Genomic DNA, 18,209 nt, shown 5'->3' on the forward strand with positions numbered 1-18,209 from the left:
CTTCTTTCGGCTTTCGAACGCCACTTTCCCCTCACCACCCTCCGAAAGGCCAACCATGTCCTTCGCTGCATCCTCCCGTCCCCCGTCGGCCACAAGCACGCCCTCGACCTTCACCAGGCGCCGCGCCCTGGGCGCACTCCTGGCGATTCCCGCCGTCGCCCTCCTGACGGCCTGCGGCGGAACCGCCACCGCCGGCAACCCCCAGGCGAGCCAGGCGTCGCTTGCCCCGCTGGCCGCCTCCGTCCCGGCGGGAACCACCATCAAGGTGGGCGATCCGAGCATCCGGGTTGCGCTGGAACTGTCCGGGCTGATCAAGGACCTGGACGGCATCAACGTGGAGTTCGCCAACATCTCCGGCGGCCCGCAGACCACCGAAGCCTTCCGGGCAAACGCCCTGGACGTCGGCTCGGTGGCGGACATCCCGCCCATCCACGCCACCTGGACCGGCCTGGACGTCCGGATCATCGCCAGCGCCTACCGTCAGGACGCGGTGAACCACCCGCTGTACGAACTCGGCGTCGCACCGGGAGCCGGCATCACCAAGCTTGAGGAGCTGCGCGGCAAAAAAATCGCCTACAGCCCCGGCCAGGCCCAGGGCGCCCTGGTCCTGCGCATCCTCGAAAAGGCGGGGCTCGCCCAGGCTGACGTGAAGCTCATCGAGCTGCCCAGCACAGGTGACGCGTACTCCTCGGCGCTCTCCAGCAAGCAGGTTGACGCCGCCCCGCTGGGCGGCGTCCAGATCAAGCGGTACCTCGCCAAGTACAAGGCCGACGGCGCCACCACCCTCCGCCACGGCCTCCGCGACGACCCGGGGCACCTGTACTCCCCCGCAAAGGTCCTCGCCGATCCCGCCAAGGCCGCCGCGCTGGCCAAGTACGTCGAAGCCTGGGGCAAGGCCCAGCGCTGGATCGAGGACCACCCCAAGGAATGGCTGGAGGGCTACTACATCAAGGACCAGGGCCTCTCCGCCGAGGACGGGCAGTACCTGATCGACGCCGCCGGCAAACGGGACGTTCCCACCTCCTGGACGGAGGCCATCGGGCGGCACCAGCAGACCATCGACCTGCTGGCCCGGGAACAGAAGAAGCCGCAGTTGAAGGCGGCCGACCTCTACGACACCCGCTTCGAGGCCATCGCCGGCACCGCCTTCGCAGCGGCCGGCAAGGGCGGTGCAGCATGAGCGCGGCCCCGGTATTGGAACGTCCCGCCGTCGAGCCCCACCTGGACCCGGCCCTCGCGGCACGCGAGGACGTGCGGCCCACCGGCAGGAGGCTGGGCCCCGGACGACGACGGCGCCTGGCCTGGCTGCTGGGCCCCTCCGCCCTGCTGGGGCTCTGGACAGTTTCTTCCGCAACAGGGCTGCTGGACCCGCGGATCCTCTCGGAGCCCTGGACCGTGGTGGCCACCGCCGGTGAACTGATCGCCGACGGCAGGCTGCAGGAAAACCTCGCCATCTCCGCCCAGCGCGCCGGCCTGGGACTGTTTTTCGGCATCGTGGTGGGTGCGGTGCTGGCCCTCCTTGCCGGACTGAGCCGCGTGGGTGAGGCGCTGATTGACGGACCGGTGCAGATCAAGCGCGCCATCCCCGGCCTGGCACTGATTCCGCTGCTCATCCTGTGGTTCGGCATCGACGAGACCATGAAGGTCCTCACCATCACCCTGGGCGTCTTCGTCCCCATCTACCTGCAGACCCACGCCGGACTGCGCGGGATCGACCTGCGCTACGTGGAGCTCGCGCAGACCGTGGGGCTCAGCCGCACGGCCTTCATCCGCAAGGTGGTCCTCCCCGGCGCGCTCCCCGGATTCTTCCTGGGCCTGCGCTTCGCCGTTACCGGAGCCTGGGTGTCGCTGGTGGTGGTGGAGCAGATCAACGCCACCAGCGGCATCGGCTACATGATGGAGCTCGCCCGCACCTACGGCCAAACCAACATCATCGTCCTCGGACTCGCGGTCTACGGCATCCTGGGCCTGTTGTCCGACGGCGCCGTCCGCTTCATCGAACGAAAGGCCCTCTCATGGCAGCGCACTCTGGCGGGCTGACCGCCGTCGCTTCTTCAGGCACGGCACCGTCCGCCGTCGGCTCCTCCTCCGGCCAAGCCCCTGCAGCCGGCGCAACCAACGCGGTTTCGGTCCGGAACCTGATCCGCAGCTTTGGCCCGAAAGGCGTCCTGAACGGGGTGGACCTGGACATCGCCCCCGGCGAATTCGTGGCCCTCCTTGGTCCCAGCGGCTGCGGCAAGAGCACGCTGCTGCGCGCCCTCGCCGGGCTGGACCACGACGTCCGCGGCAGCGGTGTGATCAGCGTCCCCGAGCGGGTGTCCGTGGTGTTCCAGGATTCGCGGCTGCTGCCGTGGGACAGCGTCCTGGGCAACGTCACCTTGGGCCTGCGGGAGCACGACGCCGAGTCCCGGGCACGCAAAGCACTCGCCGAAGTGGGGCTCGCCGGCCGGGAAAAATCCTGGCCCCACGAGCTCTCCGGCGGTGAGCAGCAGCGCGTGGCACTGGCCCGGTCGCTGGTCCGCGAGCCTCAGCTGCTGCTGGCGGACGAGCCGTTCGGCGCCCTCGACGCGCTGACCCGGATCAAAATGCACGGACTGCTCCAGGACCTGGTGGCCCTGCACCGGCCCGCAGTCCTGCTGGTCACCCACGACGTGGACGAAGCCATTGCCCTCGCGGACCGGATCGTGGTGCTGGACCGCGGCCGCGTAGCCACCGTCCGCTCCGTGACGCCGGAGATCAGCACCGCAGTGGATGCCGCCGGCCACAAAGCCCTCCGCCGCGACCTCCTTGCCGACCTTGGCGTCATCGGCACCAGCCACTGACCACTACCTCAGCTGAAGGACCATCCCATGACTTCTGACAACTCTCCCACTATCCGCCAACTCCACCTCAACGCCTTCCTGATGAGCACCGGACACCACGAGGCGTCGTGGCGGCTGCCCGAGAGCGACCCGCAGTCCAGCACGAATGTGGAGCACTATAAGCAGCTCGCCCGAACGGCTGAACGCGGGAAGCTGGACTCCATCTTCTTCGCCGACTCCCCCGTGCTCTTCGGCGAGGTGGGCCGGCGCCCGGCCGGCAAGCTCGAGCCCACCGTGCTCCTTACCGCTATCGCCGGCGCCACGGAACACATCGGCCTGATCGCCACCGCGTCCACCACCTACAACGAGCCGTTCAACCTGGCCCGCCGCTTCGCGTCAGTGGACTGGATCAGCGGCGGGCGCGCAGGGTGGAACGTGGTCACCACCGCCGGCCCGGACGCTGCCCGCAACTTCGGCGTGGATGACCAGCCTGCCCACGCCGTACGGTACAAGCGTGCCGCTGAGTTCATTGAGGTGGCGCAGAAACTGTGGGACAGCTGGCAGGACGACGCCGTGCTGGCGGACAAGGCCGAGGGTGTGTGGGGAGACGGCGAAAAGATCCGCGTGATCGGCCACGAAGGCAAGCACTTCAAGGTCCGCGGGCCCCTGAACGTGCCCCGCTCACCCCAGGGCCACCCGCTGATTGTCCAGGCCGGATCGTCGGAGGACGGCAAGGACCTCGCCGCGCGGTACGCGGACGCCGTCTTCACCGCCCACCAGACGCTGACGGATGCGCAGGCTTTCTACCGGGACCTCAAGGCCCGCACCGCCGCCGTCGGCCGCCACCCGGAGACCATCAAGATCCTGCCGGGCATCGTCCCCGTCATCGGCGCCACCGAAGCTGAAGCCCTGGAGCTGGAGCGGGAACTCGACCGGCTGATCAAGCCCGAGTACGCGCGGATCCAGCTGGCCAAGACGCTGCGCATCGCCCCGGAGGACCTGCCCCTGGACCGCCAGCTGCCGGACAACCTGCCCAGCGAGGACGAGATCGAGGGCGCCAAGAGCCGCTACACGCTGATCGTCCAGCTGGCCCGCCGCGAGAAGCTCACCGTGCGCCAGCTGATCGGCCGGCTGGGCGGCGGCCGTGGGCACCGCACCTTTACCGGCACCCCGGTCCAGGTGGCGGACGCCATCCAGGAATGGTTCGATGGCGGGGCAGCGGACGGCTTCAACATCATGCCGCCGGTGCTACCCTCGGGATTGGAGACGTTTGTGGACCAGGTGGTGCCGATCCTGCAGGACCGCGGGCTGTTCCGGACGGAATACACCGGCCGGACGCTGCGCGAGCACTACGGCCTGGAGCGCCCGGCCAACCGCTACGCCGGCGCGGGATCCCAGGAACTGGCATCGATCGGATCGGCGTTCTGATGGGCCGGCAGCTGAAACTCAACCTGTTCATCTACCCGGGCGGTCACCATGAAGCCGCCTGGCGGCACCCGAAGTCCCGGACGGACCGCCTGCTGGACATCCGCTTTTACCAGGAACTGGCGCAGCGTGCCGAGGCCGCGAAGCTTGATGCCGTGTTCTTCGCGGACGGACCGGCACTGGAGAGCAACGTGCAGTACGCCACCCGGTTCCGGCTGGAGCCGTTCACGTGGCTCTCCGCCATTGCCGTAGCCACGGAACGGATCGGCCTGATCGGCACGGCCAGCACCACGTACCTGGAACCGTACAATGCGGCCCGGCTCTTCGCGTCGCTGGACCACCTCAGCGGCGGCCGTGCAGGCTGGAACATCGTCACCACCGGTGCGGAGCGGGCGGCCCGCAACTTCGGGCTGGACGAGCACCCGCCGCACGCCGAGCGCTACTCGCGGGCTGACGAGTTCGTCCGCGTCGCGGGCAAGCTCTGGGACAGCTGGGAGGATGGGGCAGTGGTGTCCGACGCCGAAAGTGGCGTTTTCGCCGATACCTCGCGGATCCATCCGATCGGCCATGAGGGCGGGCACTTCCGGGTGGAGGGCCCCTTGAATACCCCGCGGTCCCCGCAGGGCAGGCCGGTATTCGTCCAGGCCGGGTCCTCCGCCGACGGCAAGGCCTTCGCCGCGCAGCACGCCGAAGCGGTTTTCACCGCCCACCAGACGCTGCAGAGCGCGCAGGGTTTTTACGCCGACATCAAGGAACAGGCTGCAGCGAACGGCCGGGACCCACGGCAACTTTTGGTCCTGCCCGGCATCAGCCCCTACCTGGGCTCCACCGAGGCGGAGGCACGGGCGCTCAAGCAGGAGTTCGATGAGCTGACCCAGCCGGAATACGGGCTGGGCATCCTGCGCAAACTGCTGGGTGTGGAGCTCGACGGCGTGAAACTGGACGAGCCTTTCCCGCCTGAACTACTGGCGGCAGCAGGGCGGGCCGGAAGCCGCAGCCAGCTGCTCCTGGACGTCATCCGGCGGGAAGGCCTCACCGTCCGGCAGGTGCTGCACCGCTTCGCCGGGGCCCGCGGGCACTACGTCTTCGCCGGCACCCCCATCCAGGTGGCGGACGAGATCCAGCGCTGGTTCCAAGAAGGCGCGGCGGACGGGTTCAACATCATGCCGCCGTGGCTGCCGGGCGGCTTCGAGGCGTTCGCCGATGAGGTGGTTCCCATCCTGCAGTCGCGCGGCCTGTTCCGCACCGAGTACACGGGCCGGACACTGCGCGAACATTTCGGCCTCGACCGCCCTGAAAGCCAGTACACCGCGGACCGCCAGAACAAGCCCGCAAGCCAGCACAACAACCAACTGCTAGGAGCATCCGCATGACCGAGTACCGCAGCCTTGGCGCCACCGGCCTCAAGGTCAGCCCGCTGACCCTGGGCACCATGATGTTCGGGGCCATCGGCAACCCGGACCACGGGGATTCCACCCGCATCATCCACCGCGCCCTCGATTCCGGCATCAACCTGGTGGATACCGCCGACGTGTATTCCAAGGGAGAGTCCGAGGTCATCGTGGGCAAGGCGCTCAAGGGCCGCCGGGACGACGTGGTGCTTGCCACCAAGGTCCACGGCCGCCTCGGCGAGGACGTGAACCAGGCGGGAAACTCCCGCCGGTGGATCATCCGCGAGGTGGAGGACAGCCTGCGCCGGCTGCAGACCGACTGGATCGACCTCTACCAGGTGCACCGGCCGGAACCGGACACGGACATCGACGAGACACTGGGGGCGCTCACCGACCTGGTGCGGCAGGGCAAGATCCGCTACATCGGCACGTCCACCTTCGATCCCGGCCAGATCGTCGAAGCCCAGTACGTGGCCCGCGAGCGGCACCGTGAGCGGCCCGTGACCGAGCAGCCGCCGTACTCCATCCTGGCCCGCGGCATTGAACGAGAAGTGCTGCCGCTGGCCCAAAAACACCGGCTGGGAGTCCTGCCGTGGAGCCCGCTGGCCGGCGGTTGGCTGTCCGGGAGGATCAGGCCCGACGGCGCGCACGCCACCTCCAGCAGGGCTGCGCGGCAGCCGGAACGGCACGACCCGTCGTCGGCCGACAATGCCCGCAAGACCCAGGCAGTACTGGAGCTGACCGAACTCGCGGACCAGGCAGGGCTCTCCCTGATCCATCTGGCCCTCGGCTTCGTGCTGGAGCACCCCGCCGTCACGTCCGCGATCATCGGGCCACGGACGCTGGAGCATCTGGAAGGGGCGCTCGGCGCGGACAAGGTCAGCCTGTCCAAGGACGTGCTGGACCGGATCGACGAAATCGTCCCGCCCGGCACCACCCTGAACCAGGCCGACGCCGGCTACCGGCCGCCGTCGTTGACGGACCCGTTGCTGCGCCGCCGCAGCCGCTGACCTGCCCCAGGTAGAGCGGAAGCTGGGCCGGACGGCGCGGGAAGCTCCCGCCGTCGTCCGGCCCAACGCGCAAACCGATCAGGCCGGGTGCACCCGGGTGGTGAGGTAGAGGCGGTGGGCGGTGATGACCAGCGCCAGCCAAGCGGCCCCCAACGCCCAGGCACCGAGTACGTCGGTGAGCCAGTGGTGGCCCAAGTAAACGCGGCTGAGCCCCATGGTGGCCGCAAAAACCCCCGCTGCCACTGCCGTGAGAACACGGGCACGGGAGGATTTGAGGCGGAGGATCACCAGGTACGCCACAATGCCCGCGATCACCACCGAGTTCAAGGAGTGGCCGCTGGGGAACGAGGCGGAGTACTCGTACGGCGGCACAGCATCGGCCAGGTCCGGCCTGGTCCTGCCCACCAGTTCCTTCCCTGCAATGGTCATCAGGAGCGAACCGAGCCCGGCAGTAAGCATCAGGATGACAGGTGTCCAGGACCGGCGCTTCAACGTCAGCCCAATCATGATGGCCAGGGCGAGCACCGGCATGCCCACGGTTCCGCCCACATCTGTGTAGCCGGTGATAAACGTGTCCAGGCCCGGGGACCGGAGTGTTTTGGCACCGTCGAGGATCGGATGGTCCAGCCCGGCAACGCCGTCGGCTTGGACCACGGATTCATACACCTCGGCGAAGATAGCGGCGAGCGCAACGGCCAGCACTGCCCCGACGGCAAGGGTAAGGACCAATGCCGCATTGGAGCCGAGCAGCCTGCTGATCCGTTGGACTGTGGAGGCCAGGAACCGGCCGGGTTTGGTGTCCCACCGGGTGAGGTCCTGCCCGCCGACGAAGCGGTCCTGGTGGACTTCACCGCTCACACCGGTCTCGGGCGGAGTCTTTCCTGCAACCATCTCCTGGGCCCTTCCTGCCGCCGAACCGAAACTAGTAAGCAAGCTTACCTTGTGCAGCGGGTCCAGCGGGAAGGAATTACGCGTGCATTGCCCGGCGCGGGGACGTATCCAGTTCGTTGAGGCAGTAGTTTTTGAACCAGTGCCGGATGCCCCGCGGCAGCTTGGGGTAGGTCACAGCGAGGACGTTCATGGTGCGGTGGAAGCGGCGTTCATGGCGGCCGCTCCACGGCAGGCCGAAGTCCTGGCGCAACTGGTCCGGAAGGAGACCGGCCGTGAGGAACCTGGCAAACGGCATGATGGCCCGGTACCAGAGTGCTGCACGCTTGGGATACAGGAGGCCGCGGCCCACGAGCACAGCGGCGTCACTGGCCCGCAGGTTTGCCATGCGTTCGTCGTAGTAGCGGTTGAACGCTTCACGGTCCTTGGGCCACTTGTCCGGCGGAAGCTGCAGGGCCGTCCCAAGCCTGGCGTAGTCCTGGTACATGGCATCGGCGGATTCCTCGTCGAGCGGGCCGTAGATCTTTTCGATGATGGTGAGGGCAGTGTCGTAAAGGGTTGCCGTTACCCACAGCTGCAGCTCCGGGTCGTAGGCGTTGTACCCGGGAGAGCGTCCATCGTCATCCCGGCGGACAGGCACATGGGCGCGGTTCACCCTGCGGCGGACCTCCTTGACCTGCTCCTCCGTCCCGTAGGTGACGGCATACACGTACGTGAGGGTGCCTTTGAGCCGGTTGATCGGGCGGTCCGTGAAGGTGCTGTTCTCGGCGACGCCGCGGCCAACCGCCGGATCGGCAAGCTGAAGCAGGATGGCCCGTCCCGCCCCCGCCAGCAGGATGCCCTCCGCGTTCAGTCCGGCAAGTTCTCGCGCCATCTCAACAGGGTACCGGAGCGCGCCGGGTGGCGGGGCGGAGCTGCCAGTTGAGAAGAGCTCCTTACCCCGCCCCATCGGCTGGCCGGATCAGGCGATGTACTCCGTGCGGCCGCCAACCACGGTGCGCAGGACCCGGGCGTTCAGCAGGGATTCCTCGCCGTCCTTGAAGGGATCGGCGTCAAGCACGGTGAAGTCCGCAGCGAGACCAGCCTTCAGCCGGCCGCGGCAGTCCTCCTCCATCACTGAGGCAGCGGCGTCGCGGGTTGCGTGCGCGATAGCGTCAGCCAGGGGACGGGCGAAATGCGGATTGTTGGGAGGAAAGGACCGGTCCAGGGCTGACTGCCTCGTTGCGGCGACAAACATGTTCTGCAGGGCTTCGTACGGTGCAGTGGGGGCGTCGGTGGAAAAAGCCAGGAGGGCCCCGGCCGCCACGTATTCGGGCCAGGCGAAACTGCGGTCCGGCCGGTCGTCGCCCAGCATCGCCACCCAGTTGCCGTAGATGGCAGGGTCGGCGTGGACGGGCTGCATGGACGCGGTGACGCCGAGCCGGGCCATCCGGGCAGGGGTTTCCGGTGAGGCGTATTCGAGGTGCTCGATGCGGTGGCGGCGGCGCCGTGGACCGTTTATGTCTGCGGCACGTTCCAGGGCATCCAGGGCAATATCACTGGCGTGGTCCCCGATGGCGTGGAGGGCAACCTGCAGCCCGGCAGCGTCGGCGGCCGCCACCACCGGATCCAGCTGCTCCGGCGCCCAGATGGGCCCGGCCTGCGAACCGTCCGCGTAGGGCCGGTTCATGGCAGCAGTGCAGGCGTCGATCACACCGTCCAATGCCAGCTTGATGCCGGCCACGCGGAGCCACTCGGTGTTGACTTCCCCGGCCAGGAGCACGGCGCGTTCCACCTGCGCCAGGTTTTCGGCCTCGTCACCGGTGTTGTGGATGAACCAGTGCGCCACCACGCGGATGGGCAGCCGGCCGCCGCGGCGCGCGGCCGCACGGAGGAACGCCGCCAGGTCGAGTTCGCCAAGGGCCATGTCCACGGCTCCGGTCACCCCGGCGGCCAGGTAAGCCTCGATGGAGCGTTCGACGGCGGCATCCCGTTCAGCGTCCGAAGTTACCTTCGCCAGGAACGGCCACACAAACTGTTGGGCGGCAGTCTCGTACAGCATCCCGTCCGGTTCGCCCTGGCCGTCCCGCCCGATGCGTCCACCCAGCGGATCCGGGGTATCGCGGGTGATGCCCAATTCCTTCAGCGCTGCCCGGTTCACCCAGCAGGAGTGGTAGTCGTTGGCATCAAGGTAGACGGGGACGTCGGAGACTGCTTCGTCGATCATCGCCGAGGTTGGTGCTGCCGGGAGTGAGTCGAACAGCCAGCCCCTGCCCAGGATCCGCCGGGCACGGGCGTCCTCGGCCCGGGCGGTGCGCAGGCGTTCCTGTATCTCGGACAACGTCCTGGCGTCTGTCAGGCCCACTTTTCCCAGCGCCTCGCCAAGCATCATCACGTGCGTGTGCGCGTCGATGAACCCCGGCAGCACCAGCCTCCCGCCCAGGTCAACCACCTCGGCGGCGTCACCGGCAGCCGCCGTGGCGGAAGCATCGCTGCCTACGTGGCTGATCTTGTCGGCGTCGACAACGAACGTTTCGGCCCAGGGGGCGGCCTCGTCGGCAGTGAAGACGCGGGCGTTGCGGTAAAGCACGGTCATGGGTTTCAGACTCCTGCAGTTCGGATCGTGGTGATGTCGGATGAGTTTTGAGTGTTTGAGGCATTGTCCGCCTCGACCCGGGACGAGAGCCTGGCGATGAGCACGGCGGGAACCAGGAGCACCAAGCTGAAGCCGGCCAGCACCCAACCGAGGGCGGGGAAGCCGAACGCCTCACCGATCCAGGCCCCGAACATGGGCGCGAAGCTGGATCCCACCAGGTAGACCCCCAGCACCGGCCCGGACCAGCGGCCGCTGGCATCAAGGGCGGCCGCCGTGGCGATGAAAAACATAAAGGCAACGGCGTACACCGTGTTCCACGCGATCATGGCGACGAGGAAGATGGTGGGGTCGGTGGTGAGGCAGGCGGTCAGTTTCAGGGCGCTGCCGAGTACCAGCAGGATGCCCAGCGGGAGCGCCCGGCCCAGCCTGGTCCCCAGGAAGATCAGGGCTATGGCGGCGAGCAGCCCTCCCGCAGTGGACGCGCTCAGCACCAGCCCCAACTGTTCCTCCGTCATCCCGGCCTGGGCAACACCGATGGCTCCGGACATCGCCCAGAGCGAGTCTTCGCCTACTGCCCACAGCGCGAAAATTGCCAGCAGCGTGAAGCCTGCAATGCTGATGGTCCTGGTGGTGATGGTTCCGGTGGTGACAGCTCTTTCGGGGGCAACTGCCGCCGTCGTACCCGGCGCCGGTGACGCGCCCGGGGTCCCGTCATGTCGCTTCGGCGCCCCGGCCATCGGCAGCCACCCGGCGGTGAACAGCAGCACGAGGGCAAGCCCGGCCACGAAGCCGAAGGCGCTCCCCATCCCGATGCCCACCACCGGGATAACGGCCAGCACAACCGTGACGATGGCGCGGTTTGCCAGTCCGCTGATGCCGGACGCCCGGTTTGGATTGCGCAGGGCTGCCAGTGCCGCCCCGCCGGATGCCACGGCACCGCCCGCTCCGATACCACCGGCGATGATGCCGATGATGGACGCGGCGGGAGCCAGGTCCAGGGCGGCGAGGCCGAACCCTGCCGCCGTCACAGCCAGCCCCAGCCGGGCCACGAGGTACCGCCCGCGGCCTTCCGTGAAGCGGGTGACCGCGAGGCAGGCGAGAGCCGTGGCCAGGAGGCAGGCCGTCATGAGTGTTCCGGCTTCCGTTGCCCCCACGCTGAGGGAGTCCTGAATGGCGAGGATCATGAACGGGACGAGGTTGGCGCTCATAAAGCCGACGACGCCGATCCCGAACGTGGAAACTGCGCGTTGTGTGGTCAGCGGAAGCCGCTGCGGTTCTGGCTTGGTCATGTGAATGTGTCCTTTGAACAGGAAGATGCGCGGTTACAGGGCCGGCGGCGCTCCGTTGCGTCCGCCGTGCCTGCTGCCGTCACCGGCAGCGTCGCTAAAACGAATGGCGTTCGTTTTATTATGCATGTGATGTAGGTCAAAGGGAAGAGTCCATAGACTGGCATCTGACGAAGGGAGCCCCATGCCACGGCCCAGAACCCCGATCCTGTCGGTGGACCGCATCGCCGATGCCGCCATCGAACTGGTGGATGAAGGGGCTGGATTCGGCGTCAATGCCCTCGCCCGCCGCCTTGGCGTCACGGCGTCGTCCCTGTACAACCACATCTCGGGCCGGGACGAGATCATCGAACTGATGCGTGCGCGGCTGGCGACGCAGTCCATTCCCGATGTTCCGGAGGATGCCGGCTGGCACGAGGTGGTCTCGCTGATTGTCCGTGGCCAGCGGGAGATGTACGCGGCCCACCCGTTCGTCGTGCCGCTCATCGTAGGTAAGACCATTACCGATCCCGGAGTGATCACCGCCTACGAGCGGATGGCCTCCGCTCTTATCACCGGCGGCTTTCCTGACGACGACGTGTTGACGATCATCTCAGTCATCGACTCCTTTTCGCTGGGCGCCGGCCTGGACCTTGCAGCCCCCGACGACGTCTGGGAACCGACAGAATCCGCCGCCACTTTGTCGCGGCTGCTCAAGGCATCCGGCCACGGCCGAGAACGCAGCGACCGTGCCTTCGAGGCCGGCCTTGGGCTGCTCCTCGACTCGCTCCGGATGCGCCTGGCCGCTGGCTGACGGTGGGCGCGCGGCGGTGCGCCTGCTTTGAAATCGCCGGAGCGCTGCCGGATCGCTGGAACGTTCCGGCGTTCTGGAAGCGTTCCAGCGAACTCGTGATGAGGGCCAACTGCCGCTCGTAGCTGGGAGCGATTACAGCTGAGTTATCGCAAACGGCCCTGACTGAGTCGCATGAACGCCTCTAGTCCCAGACTATTTGGGTGTGCTACTACTGGGAGCGCACACGGTCCAGCGCGCATTTGTTGCAACGGACCGGTTTCCCAGCTCAGACCGTCAGGGAGGACGACATGAAAAAGCTCGACTCGAAGATGCACCGCCCCAGGAACCGGAAACGACAATCAGCAGTGGTGGCGGTGTCGCTCCTCGCTGCTGCAGCACTGCCGGCAGGAATTGCCCCGGCCGTTGCCGAGAGCCCCCAAGGCCAGGCAGCGGGCGCCGTCGTCAATGGAGACTTTTCCCAGGGGCTGGCCGGCTGGAAAGTCACCGGCGACCCAGCCTCAACCACCACGGCGGCGGAGGCCGGCAATCCCCAACTGGCCCAGCGCCTGGGCTCCGACGGCACGGTGAACCTGCGCCAGAAAACCGGGAACCTCGCCGAGGGCTGGTGGACGGTATCGGCCCGGGTCAAGGCTGAAGGGACACTGGGCGCTTCCCGGATCGGGCTGAAGAACTGCGGTGTCGACGGCGAAACCGTCCTTCCGTCCACGGCGCAGGACGGCGCATGGCTGCAGATCTCCGCCGATGCTTACGTGACGAAGAGTGGGTGCGAGATCGTCATCGAAACCCGTGGCAAGGCCGGTGACTGGGCGGTGGTGGACGACGTCACGCTCACCCCCGGATCCGTGGCGCGCGCCGTTCGCGGTGCCGACCTTTCCAACCTTGCGAAAAACGAGGACATGGGAGCTGTGTACTTCGACGCAAACGGCCGGCCGGTGGACGCCGTCGAGGCCTTTGCCGGCGCCGGCGCCAACCTGGTGCGGCTTAAGGTGTGGGTGAACCCCGCTGACGGCTACAACACCACAGACGAAGTAGTCGCAACTGCAATGCGCGCCAAGGCTGCCGGCATGAAGGTCCTGGTGGACTTCCACTACAGCGACCGGTGGACAGACCCCGGCGCCCAGGGGATGCCCGCTGCCTGGGTGGGCCTGAGCCCGCAGGCAGTGGCCGACGCCGTCTACGCCCACACCTTCGAGGTGCTAACCGCGTTGAAGAACGCCGGAGCCACGGCGGACTCAGTCCAGGTGGGCAACGAGATTAACCCGGGCATGCTCTGGCCCCTCGGCCAGACCTGGGACGTCAACCCCAAGGACGACGTCAAGGGAGCCCAATGGGACAACCTGGCATTGTTCCTGTCGGCCGGCGCCCGGGCCACCAAGGATGTTAATGCCCAGACGGACGTCATCCTGCATTTGACGAATATCAACAACGGAATCGGCGGCCTGACCTGGTGGTACGACGAGGTCACGAAGAGGGGTGTCCAGTTCGACACGATCGGGCTGTCCTACTACGGCTTCTGGCACGGCTCCATGGCTGACCTGCAGAACGCCATCACTACCCTGTCCGCCCGCTATGACCGGAACGTGATCGTGGTGGAAAATTCCTACCCGTTCACGCTCGCGGACAACCCGGTTGATCCGTGGGAGAACGTCATAGCCCGGGAAAACCAGCTCACTCCCGGCTACCCGGCCACGCCTGAGGGACAGGCAGCCAACTTCCGGGCAGTCCAGGACGTGGTGGCCTCTGCACCCGGTGGACGTGGTCTAGGTGTTGTCTCCTGGGAGCCTGCCTGGACAGCGGTTCCGGGTAACGGCTGGGATCCCGCGGACCCCACCACCGGTAACGCCTGGGAAAACCAGGCAATGTTCGGCTTCGACGGCCGGGCCCTTCCGGCACTGCTGGAATTCGCGCCGGATCCCGACGTCAAACGCTGACCTCTCCGCACAAGAAAGCCGCGCCTGCCCATCAGGGCAGGCGCGGCTTTTCTGGCTGGACTGTCAGGCCTTATGTGCTTCGAGTTCCTCAAGCGACTTGCCCTTGGTGTCGGAGGCCAGGAAGGTGGCCGCGGCCGCCACGAGGCAAATCCCGAACGTGATGAACCCGATGACCACCGGAACGTTGGCTGAGCCGGGAGGGGCTACCGCAGTGAAGATGCTCGGGAAGAACGAGGCGATCATAAGGCCGACGTTCTGCGATACCGCGAAACCGGTCACCCGGATCCGCATGGGGAACTGCTCCTGGAAGAACGTGGCAAAGGTCGAGTTCCACATCTGGAAGAAGATCCCCTGGACGATCACAACGCTGACGAAGACCAGGAAGAGGCTCTTTTGCTCAATCGCCCACAGGTAGCCGCTGGCGGCCACGCCGCCGCCGATGCCGCCGGCCACCATCAGCACACGCCGGCCGATACGGTCGGACAGGGCGCCGAACATGGGGATCGTTACTACCGCAGCCAGGTTGGCCACCAGGGTAACCCACAGGAACTCGCTGCTGGAGAAGCCAATGCCGTAGCCCTTCTGGGTGGCAAAGGAGACGCCAAAGATCAGCGTGGCCATACCGATCACATTAGTGAACGTCATGATGACGCAGAGGATCAGGACGCGCGGGTGGGAGCGCAGGAGTTCAATAAGCGGGAACCGGCGCTTGGCGGTAGCGGTTTCGGATTGCGCCAGGTAGGCCGGGGGCTCTTGGACCCGCCGGCGGATGATGTATCCGGCCAGGATCACGAAGGCGCTGAGCAGGAAGGGAATGCGCCAGCCCCAGCTCTGGAACTGGTCGGCAGGGAGAAGGGCCGCCAGCGGAAGCAGGACGCCGGTGGCCAGGATGGATCCCACCTGGGTGCCCTGAAGGCTGAAGCTTGCGAAGAAGCCGCGCCGGGCGTCCGGCGAGTGCTCCACGATCATGGCGCTGGCGCCGCCGAGTTCGCCTGCCACCGCAAACCCCTGGATCAGGCGGAGGGCCACCAGGAGGATGGGAGCGAGGATACCCACCTGCCCATACGTGGGCAGGAGCCCGACTGCGAACGTCGCGAAGCCCATCAGCAGCATCGCCATGACAAGCACGTTCTTGCGCCCGTGCCTGTCACCGTATGCACCCAGGACAATAGCGCCGACAGGCCGGGAGACGTATCCCACCGCGTAAGTCGCCAGCGACGCGATGATCGCCACCGTGGGATTTTCGGACGGGAAGAAGATGGCAGGGAAGATCAGGGTCGCGGCCAGGCCGTACAACGCGAAGTCGTAGTACTCGAGTGCGCCGCCGATCCACCCGCTCATCGCGGCTCTCTTCGGATCCCTGCCTTCGACGCCGGATGTGAGGCCGGGCTGGGCGTTCCCGGTGGTCGTTATGCTCATCCGTGATTTCCTTCTCGTCATTGGCAAGGAACCGGAGGTGTCCCATTCCGGATTGTCTTATTGGTGGCCGCGATTCCCGCAGGGCTTTTTAGCTACGCCCGCGATCCGTCCCAAGCCGCTCCTTGAATCGTTTCATCAAAAGTATAGGCAGTGCCGTGCATCACGTCAACGCTAGAGGAAAGCCCTTTCCGCCCCCTTGGGCCAAAGGGAGCCGAGGGGTGCGGAAGCGCGCCTAGTGGATCAGTTCGCGGGTCAGGCCGAAAGGCACCTGGTCGCTCAGCGAGACGCGGAAGTGGCCCGGATTAAGCCGGGCGACCAGGATCCCTTGTGTCCGGCTGCGGGTTGCCAGTACCTGCAGATCCTTCACGGCCGCATTCAGCCGCTCCGCAATCTGGCCGGCGCTGTCGACCCTTACTTCTATGCACTCAGCGGTTGCGGTGGTCACGTCCTACCCCTGTTCCTTGTTGGAGTGGATCACGCACACGGTGCCGGCCGGGACCACAGCGGTGCCGGTGACGGTTTCGCCGCTGAGGAGGTCGAGCCCGTTGGCCGGGTATTCGGCATCGGTGTCCGCGTGGTTGATCAGGAAGGTGAAGGTATCCGTCCCGGCGCTGCGGGAGGCGACTTCCAGCCCGGCCGACGGCCGCGGTGCCGTTTCAATGCCGGCGCTTTCGACGGCGTCACGCACCACAGCGGCGAGGTCGCCGTCGTCGAGCTTGGTGGAGACGTACCACGCAGTTCCGCTGCCGAAGTTGTTGCGGGTGACCGCGGGCCGAGAGGCTGCCGGCCCGTCCACGTAGTGACTGAGAACGGTTGCGGTACCGGGATGGATTTCCTCCGTCCAGACGCTGCCCGCGGCACCGCTGCTAAGGGTGACTGTTTCATCCTCGCGCAGCGGCAGGAACTCGTGGATTTCCAGGCCCAGCACGTCCCGGAGGCCGCCGGGTGAGGCCCCCATCGGAACGGTGTCATTGGCGTCCACAATGCCGGAGAAGTAGGAGACCAGCAGGTTGCCGCCGCCCTCGACGTAGTCCCGAAGGTTGGCAGCAGCCTCGTCCCCCACCAGGTACAGGGCGGGGGCGAGCACCAGATCGTATTTGGAGAGGTCCGCCTCCGGGTGCGCGAAGTCGGTGCTGATGCCGGCCTGCCAAAGAGTGGTGTAATACGCCTCGATACGTTCCCGGTGGTTAAGGTCACTGCTGGGCCGCCATTCCAGGTCCTGCGCCCAGAAGGACTCCACGTCCCAAAGGATGGCCACCCGGGACTTGACGGTGGATCCCTTGGCGGCGGCAAGCTTCTTCAGGTCGTCGCCGAGGTCCAGCACTTCGCGCCAGATCCGGGTGCCGGTGCCGGCGTGCGGAAGCATGGCGGAGTGGAACTTTTCGGCGCCGAACCGGGATGCCCGGAACTGGAAGAACATCACGGCGTCGGCCCCGCGGGCCAGGTGCGAGAGGCTGTTGCGCGCCAGCTCGCCGGGACGTTTGGCGATGTTACGCCCCTGCCAGTTCACGGCACCGGTTGAGTGTTCCATCAGCATCCAGGGCTTGTTCCCTGCCAGCGAGCGGGTGAGGTCTGCGTCCATGGCGAGCAGGATGTGGTTGTCCGTCCGCTGGGCTACCAGGTAGTGGTCGTTGGCAACGATGTCCACCTCTTTGCTCCACTTCCAGTAGTCCGCCGCGAGGCAGTTGGTGGCCATGAAGTTGGTGGTCACGGGAATGTCCGGCGTGTACCGCCGGATGACGTCCCGCTCGTTGATGTAGCACTCCAGCAGCGCGTCCGAGGTGAAGCGGCGGAAGTCCAGGCGCTGGGACTGGTTGCTGACGCTGGCGGAGAGCCGGGGCGCGTCGATTTCGTCCCATTCGCCGTACTTCTGGCCCCAGAAAAGGGTGCCCCAGACGTTGTTCAGTTCCTCCAGGGTGCCGTAGCGGGCACGCAGCCAGTCCCGGAACGCTGCCACAGAGTAATCATCGTAGGAGTCGCTGACCGGCGCACCGTACTCGTTGTGCACATGCCAGAGGACCAGCGCGGGGTGTGAGGCATAGCGGGAGGCCAGCTGCTCCGTGATGTTGGCGGCGGCGCGGCGGTACTCGGGCGAACTGGGACTTGCCATCCCCCGCGAGCCGTTGCCCAGTGTGACACCCTCGCGCGTGACCGGACGGGCCTGCGGGTACTTTTTCCAGAACCATGCCGGCGGCGCTGCCGTAGGCGTGCCCAGATCAACACTGATGCCGGCGTCATGCAGGAGGTCCATCAGGTGGTCCAGCCACTCGAAGTCGTACTCGCCTTCGCGCGGCTCCAGCAGCACCCAGGAGAAGATGCCGATGCTGACCAGGTTGATTCCGGCCTCCTTCATCAGCGCGATGTCCTCCACCCACACCTCGCGTGGCCACTGCTCCGGGTTGTAGTCCCCGCCGTAGCAAAGGCCGGCAGGCCGCCGGACCCAGGGCGCAGGTAAGCGCTCTGGTGCCGCAGCGGTCTGCGGCACCGTGCGGTGAAGGACGTCTGTCATGGGGATTCTCCTTAGGACTGTGTGCGGTCCCAGTTTTATCACAGTGCCAAGCAAGGGCGATAGCCTGAAATCCCTATTGACATAGCTCACATCATTGTGAATTACTGGAACCGCTCACAGTCATGCGGCCTCGGTTCGGATGAGCGGTGATAATTCAGACAGACCCATTCAGCTTTTCGAC

15 protein-coding genes are annotated in these 18,209 nt (G+C 66.7%); 8 read left to right on the plus strand and 7 right to left on the minus strand.

Annotated elements, in window-relative coordinates; genetic code table 11:
* The first annotated feature begins 55 nt into the window (after positions 1-55).
* The 6 genes from M1D93_RS16875 to M1D93_RS16900 are packed head-to-tail and all read left to right on the plus strand — an operon-like array spanning position 56 to position 6,627.
* Positions 56-1,180 (plus strand): ABC transporter substrate-binding protein, encoded by a 1,125-nt coding sequence (locus M1D93_RS16875; RefSeq protein WP_461172609.1) that lies wholly within the window; start codon positions 56-58, stop codon positions 1,178-1,180.
* Entirely contained in the window at positions 1,177-2,040 is an 864-nt protein-coding gene (locus tag M1D93_RS16880) for an ABC transporter permease (RefSeq protein WP_461172610.1), read from the plus strand. The genes M1D93_RS16875 and M1D93_RS16880 overlap by 4 nt, the downstream gene beginning before the upstream one ends.
* Complete coding sequence (locus M1D93_RS16885) at positions 2,016-2,822, plus strand: ABC transporter ATP-binding protein (protein WP_461172611.1); 807 nt, start codon at positions 2,016-2,018, stop codon at positions 2,820-2,822. The genes M1D93_RS16880 and M1D93_RS16885 overlap by 25 nt, the downstream gene beginning before the upstream one ends.
* 27 nt (positions 2,823-2,849) lie before the next feature.
* Positions 2,850-4,229, plus strand: coding sequence for an LLM class flavin-dependent oxidoreductase (locus M1D93_RS16890; protein ID WP_461172612.1), 1,380 nt, complete (start codon positions 2,850-2,852; stop codon positions 4,227-4,229).
* On the plus strand, positions 4,229-5,599 hold the full coding sequence (locus M1D93_RS16895) for an LLM class flavin-dependent oxidoreductase (RefSeq protein WP_461172613.1): 1,371 nt from the start codon (positions 4,229-4,231) through the stop codon (positions 5,597-5,599). The genes M1D93_RS16890 and M1D93_RS16895 overlap by 1 nt, the downstream gene beginning before the upstream one ends.
* On the plus strand, positions 5,596-6,627 hold the full coding sequence (locus M1D93_RS16900) for an aldo/keto reductase (RefSeq protein WP_461172614.1): 1,032 nt from the start codon (positions 5,596-5,598) through the stop codon (positions 6,625-6,627). Before M1D93_RS16895 ends, M1D93_RS16900 begins: the two co-directional genes overlap by 4 nt.
* A gap of 78 nt (positions 6,628-6,705) precedes the next feature.
* Here M1D93_RS16900 and M1D93_RS16905 read toward each other — a convergent pair whose 3' ends face one another.
* The 4 genes from M1D93_RS16905 to M1D93_RS16920 all read right to left on the minus strand — a co-directional run bounded on the left by M1D93_RS16905 (position 6,706) and on the right by M1D93_RS16920 (position 11,379).
* Positions 6,706-7,518 (minus strand): phosphatase PAP2 family protein, encoded by an 813-nt coding sequence (locus tag M1D93_RS16905; RefSeq protein ID WP_461172615.1) that lies wholly within the window; start codon positions 7,516-7,518, stop codon positions 6,706-6,708.
* A 76-nt stretch (positions 7,519-7,594) separates the two neighbouring features.
* Positions 7,595-8,389 (minus strand): oxygenase MpaB family protein, encoded by a 795-nt coding sequence (locus M1D93_RS16910; RefSeq protein ID WP_461172616.1) that lies wholly within the window; start codon positions 8,387-8,389, stop codon positions 7,595-7,597.
* Positions 8,390-8,476: 87 nt separating this feature from the next.
* A complete protein-coding gene (locus tag M1D93_RS16915; protein ID WP_461172617.1) occupies positions 8,477-10,090 on the minus strand; it encodes an amidohydrolase in 1,614 nt (537 codons plus the stop codon).
* Between the two features lie 5 nt (positions 10,091-10,095).
* On the minus strand, positions 10,096-11,379 hold the full coding sequence (locus M1D93_RS16920) for an MFS transporter (RefSeq protein ID WP_461172618.1): 1,284 nt from the start codon (positions 11,377-11,379) through the stop codon (positions 10,096-10,098).
* A 181-nt stretch (positions 11,380-11,560) separates the two neighbouring features.
* Here M1D93_RS16920 and M1D93_RS16925 point away from each other — a divergent pair, with 181 nt between their 5' ends.
* The gene (locus tag M1D93_RS16925; protein ID WP_461172619.1) at positions 11,561-12,169 is read left to right on the plus strand and encodes a TetR/AcrR family transcriptional regulator; all 609 of its coding nucleotides are present in this window, start codon (positions 11,561-11,563) and stop codon (positions 12,167-12,169) included.
* Positions 12,170-12,456: 287 nt separating this feature from the next.
* A complete protein-coding gene (locus tag M1D93_RS16930) occupies positions 12,457-14,100 on the plus strand; it encodes a glycoside hydrolase family 53 protein (protein WP_461172620.1) in 1,644 nt (547 codons plus the stop codon).
* 63 nt (positions 14,101-14,163) lie between these two features.
* Here M1D93_RS16930 and M1D93_RS16935 read toward each other — a convergent pair whose 3' ends face one another.
* The 3 genes from M1D93_RS16935 to M1D93_RS16945 all read right to left on the minus strand — a co-directional run bounded on the left by M1D93_RS16935 (position 14,164) and on the right by M1D93_RS16945 (position 18,028).
* Positions 14,164-15,519, minus strand: a complete 1,356-nt coding sequence (locus M1D93_RS16935; protein WP_461172621.1) for an MFS transporter — start codon at positions 15,517-15,519, stop codon at positions 14,164-14,166.
* 232 nt (positions 15,520-15,751) lie between these two features.
* Positions 15,752-15,964: a hypothetical protein gene (locus M1D93_RS16940; RefSeq protein WP_461172622.1), complete on the minus strand. Its 213-nt coding sequence runs from the start codon at positions 15,962-15,964 to the stop codon at positions 15,752-15,754.
* Positions 15,965-15,967: 3 nt separating this feature from the next.
* Positions 15,968-18,028, minus strand: coding sequence for a beta-galactosidase (locus tag M1D93_RS16945; protein ID WP_461172623.1), 2,061 nt, complete (start codon positions 18,026-18,028; stop codon positions 15,968-15,970).
* Between the last annotated feature and the right edge of the window lie 181 nt (positions 18,029-18,209).

The organism is Arthrobacter sp. Z1-9 (genome assembly GCF_054792695.1).

Excerpts from the sequence above, each read along its gene's own strand:
- M1D93_RS16890 (WP_461172612.1), top strand. The coding sequence starts at position 2,850 with ATGACTTCTGACAACTCTCCCACTATCCGCCAACTCCACCTCAACGCC.
- M1D93_RS16900 (WP_461172614.1), top strand. The coding sequence starts at position 5,596 with ATGACCGAGTACCGCAGCCTTGGCGCCACCGGCCTCAAGGTCAGCCCG.
- M1D93_RS16885 (WP_461172611.1), top strand. The coding sequence starts at position 2,016 with ATGGCAGCGCACTCTGGCGGGCTGACCGCCGTCGCTTCTTCAGGCACG.
- M1D93_RS16905 (WP_461172615.1), bottom strand. The coding sequence starts at position 7,518 with ATGGTTGCAGGAAAGACTCCGCCCGAGACCGGTGTGAGCGGTGAAGTC.
- M1D93_RS16915 (WP_461172617.1), bottom strand. The coding sequence starts at position 10,090 with ATGACCGTGCTTTACCGCAACGCCCGCGTCTTCACTGCCGACGAGGCC.
- M1D93_RS16910 (WP_461172616.1), bottom strand. The coding sequence starts at position 8,389 with ATGGCGCGAGAACTTGCCGGACTGAACGCGGAGGGCATCCTGCTGGCG.
- M1D93_RS16935 (WP_461172621.1), bottom strand. The coding sequence starts at position 15,519 with ATGAGCATAACGACCACCGGGAACGCCCAGCCCGGCCTCACATCCGGC.
- M1D93_RS16880 (WP_461172610.1), top strand. The coding sequence starts at position 1,177 with ATGAGCGCGGCCCCGGTATTGGAACGTCCCGCCGTCGAGCCCCACCTG.
- M1D93_RS16925 (WP_461172619.1), top strand. The coding sequence starts at position 11,561 with ATGCCACGGCCCAGAACCCCGATCCTGTCGGTGGACCGCATCGCCGAT.
- M1D93_RS16920 (WP_461172618.1), bottom strand. The coding sequence starts at position 11,379 with ATGACCAAGCCAGAACCGCAGCGGCTTCCGCTGACCACACAACGCGCA.
- M1D93_RS16875 (WP_461172609.1), top strand. The coding sequence starts at position 56 with ATGTCCTTCGCTGCATCCTCCCGTCCCCCGTCGGCCACAAGCACGCCC.
- M1D93_RS16930 (WP_461172620.1), top strand. The coding sequence starts at position 12,457 with ATGAAAAAGCTCGACTCGAAGATGCACCGCCCCAGGAACCGGAAACGA.
- M1D93_RS16895 (WP_461172613.1), top strand. The coding sequence starts at position 4,229 with ATGGGCCGGCAGCTGAAACTCAACCTGTTCATCTACCCGGGCGGTCAC.
- M1D93_RS16945 (WP_461172623.1), bottom strand. The coding sequence starts at position 18,028 with ATGACAGACGTCCTTCACCGCACGGTGCCGCAGACCGCTGCGGCACCA.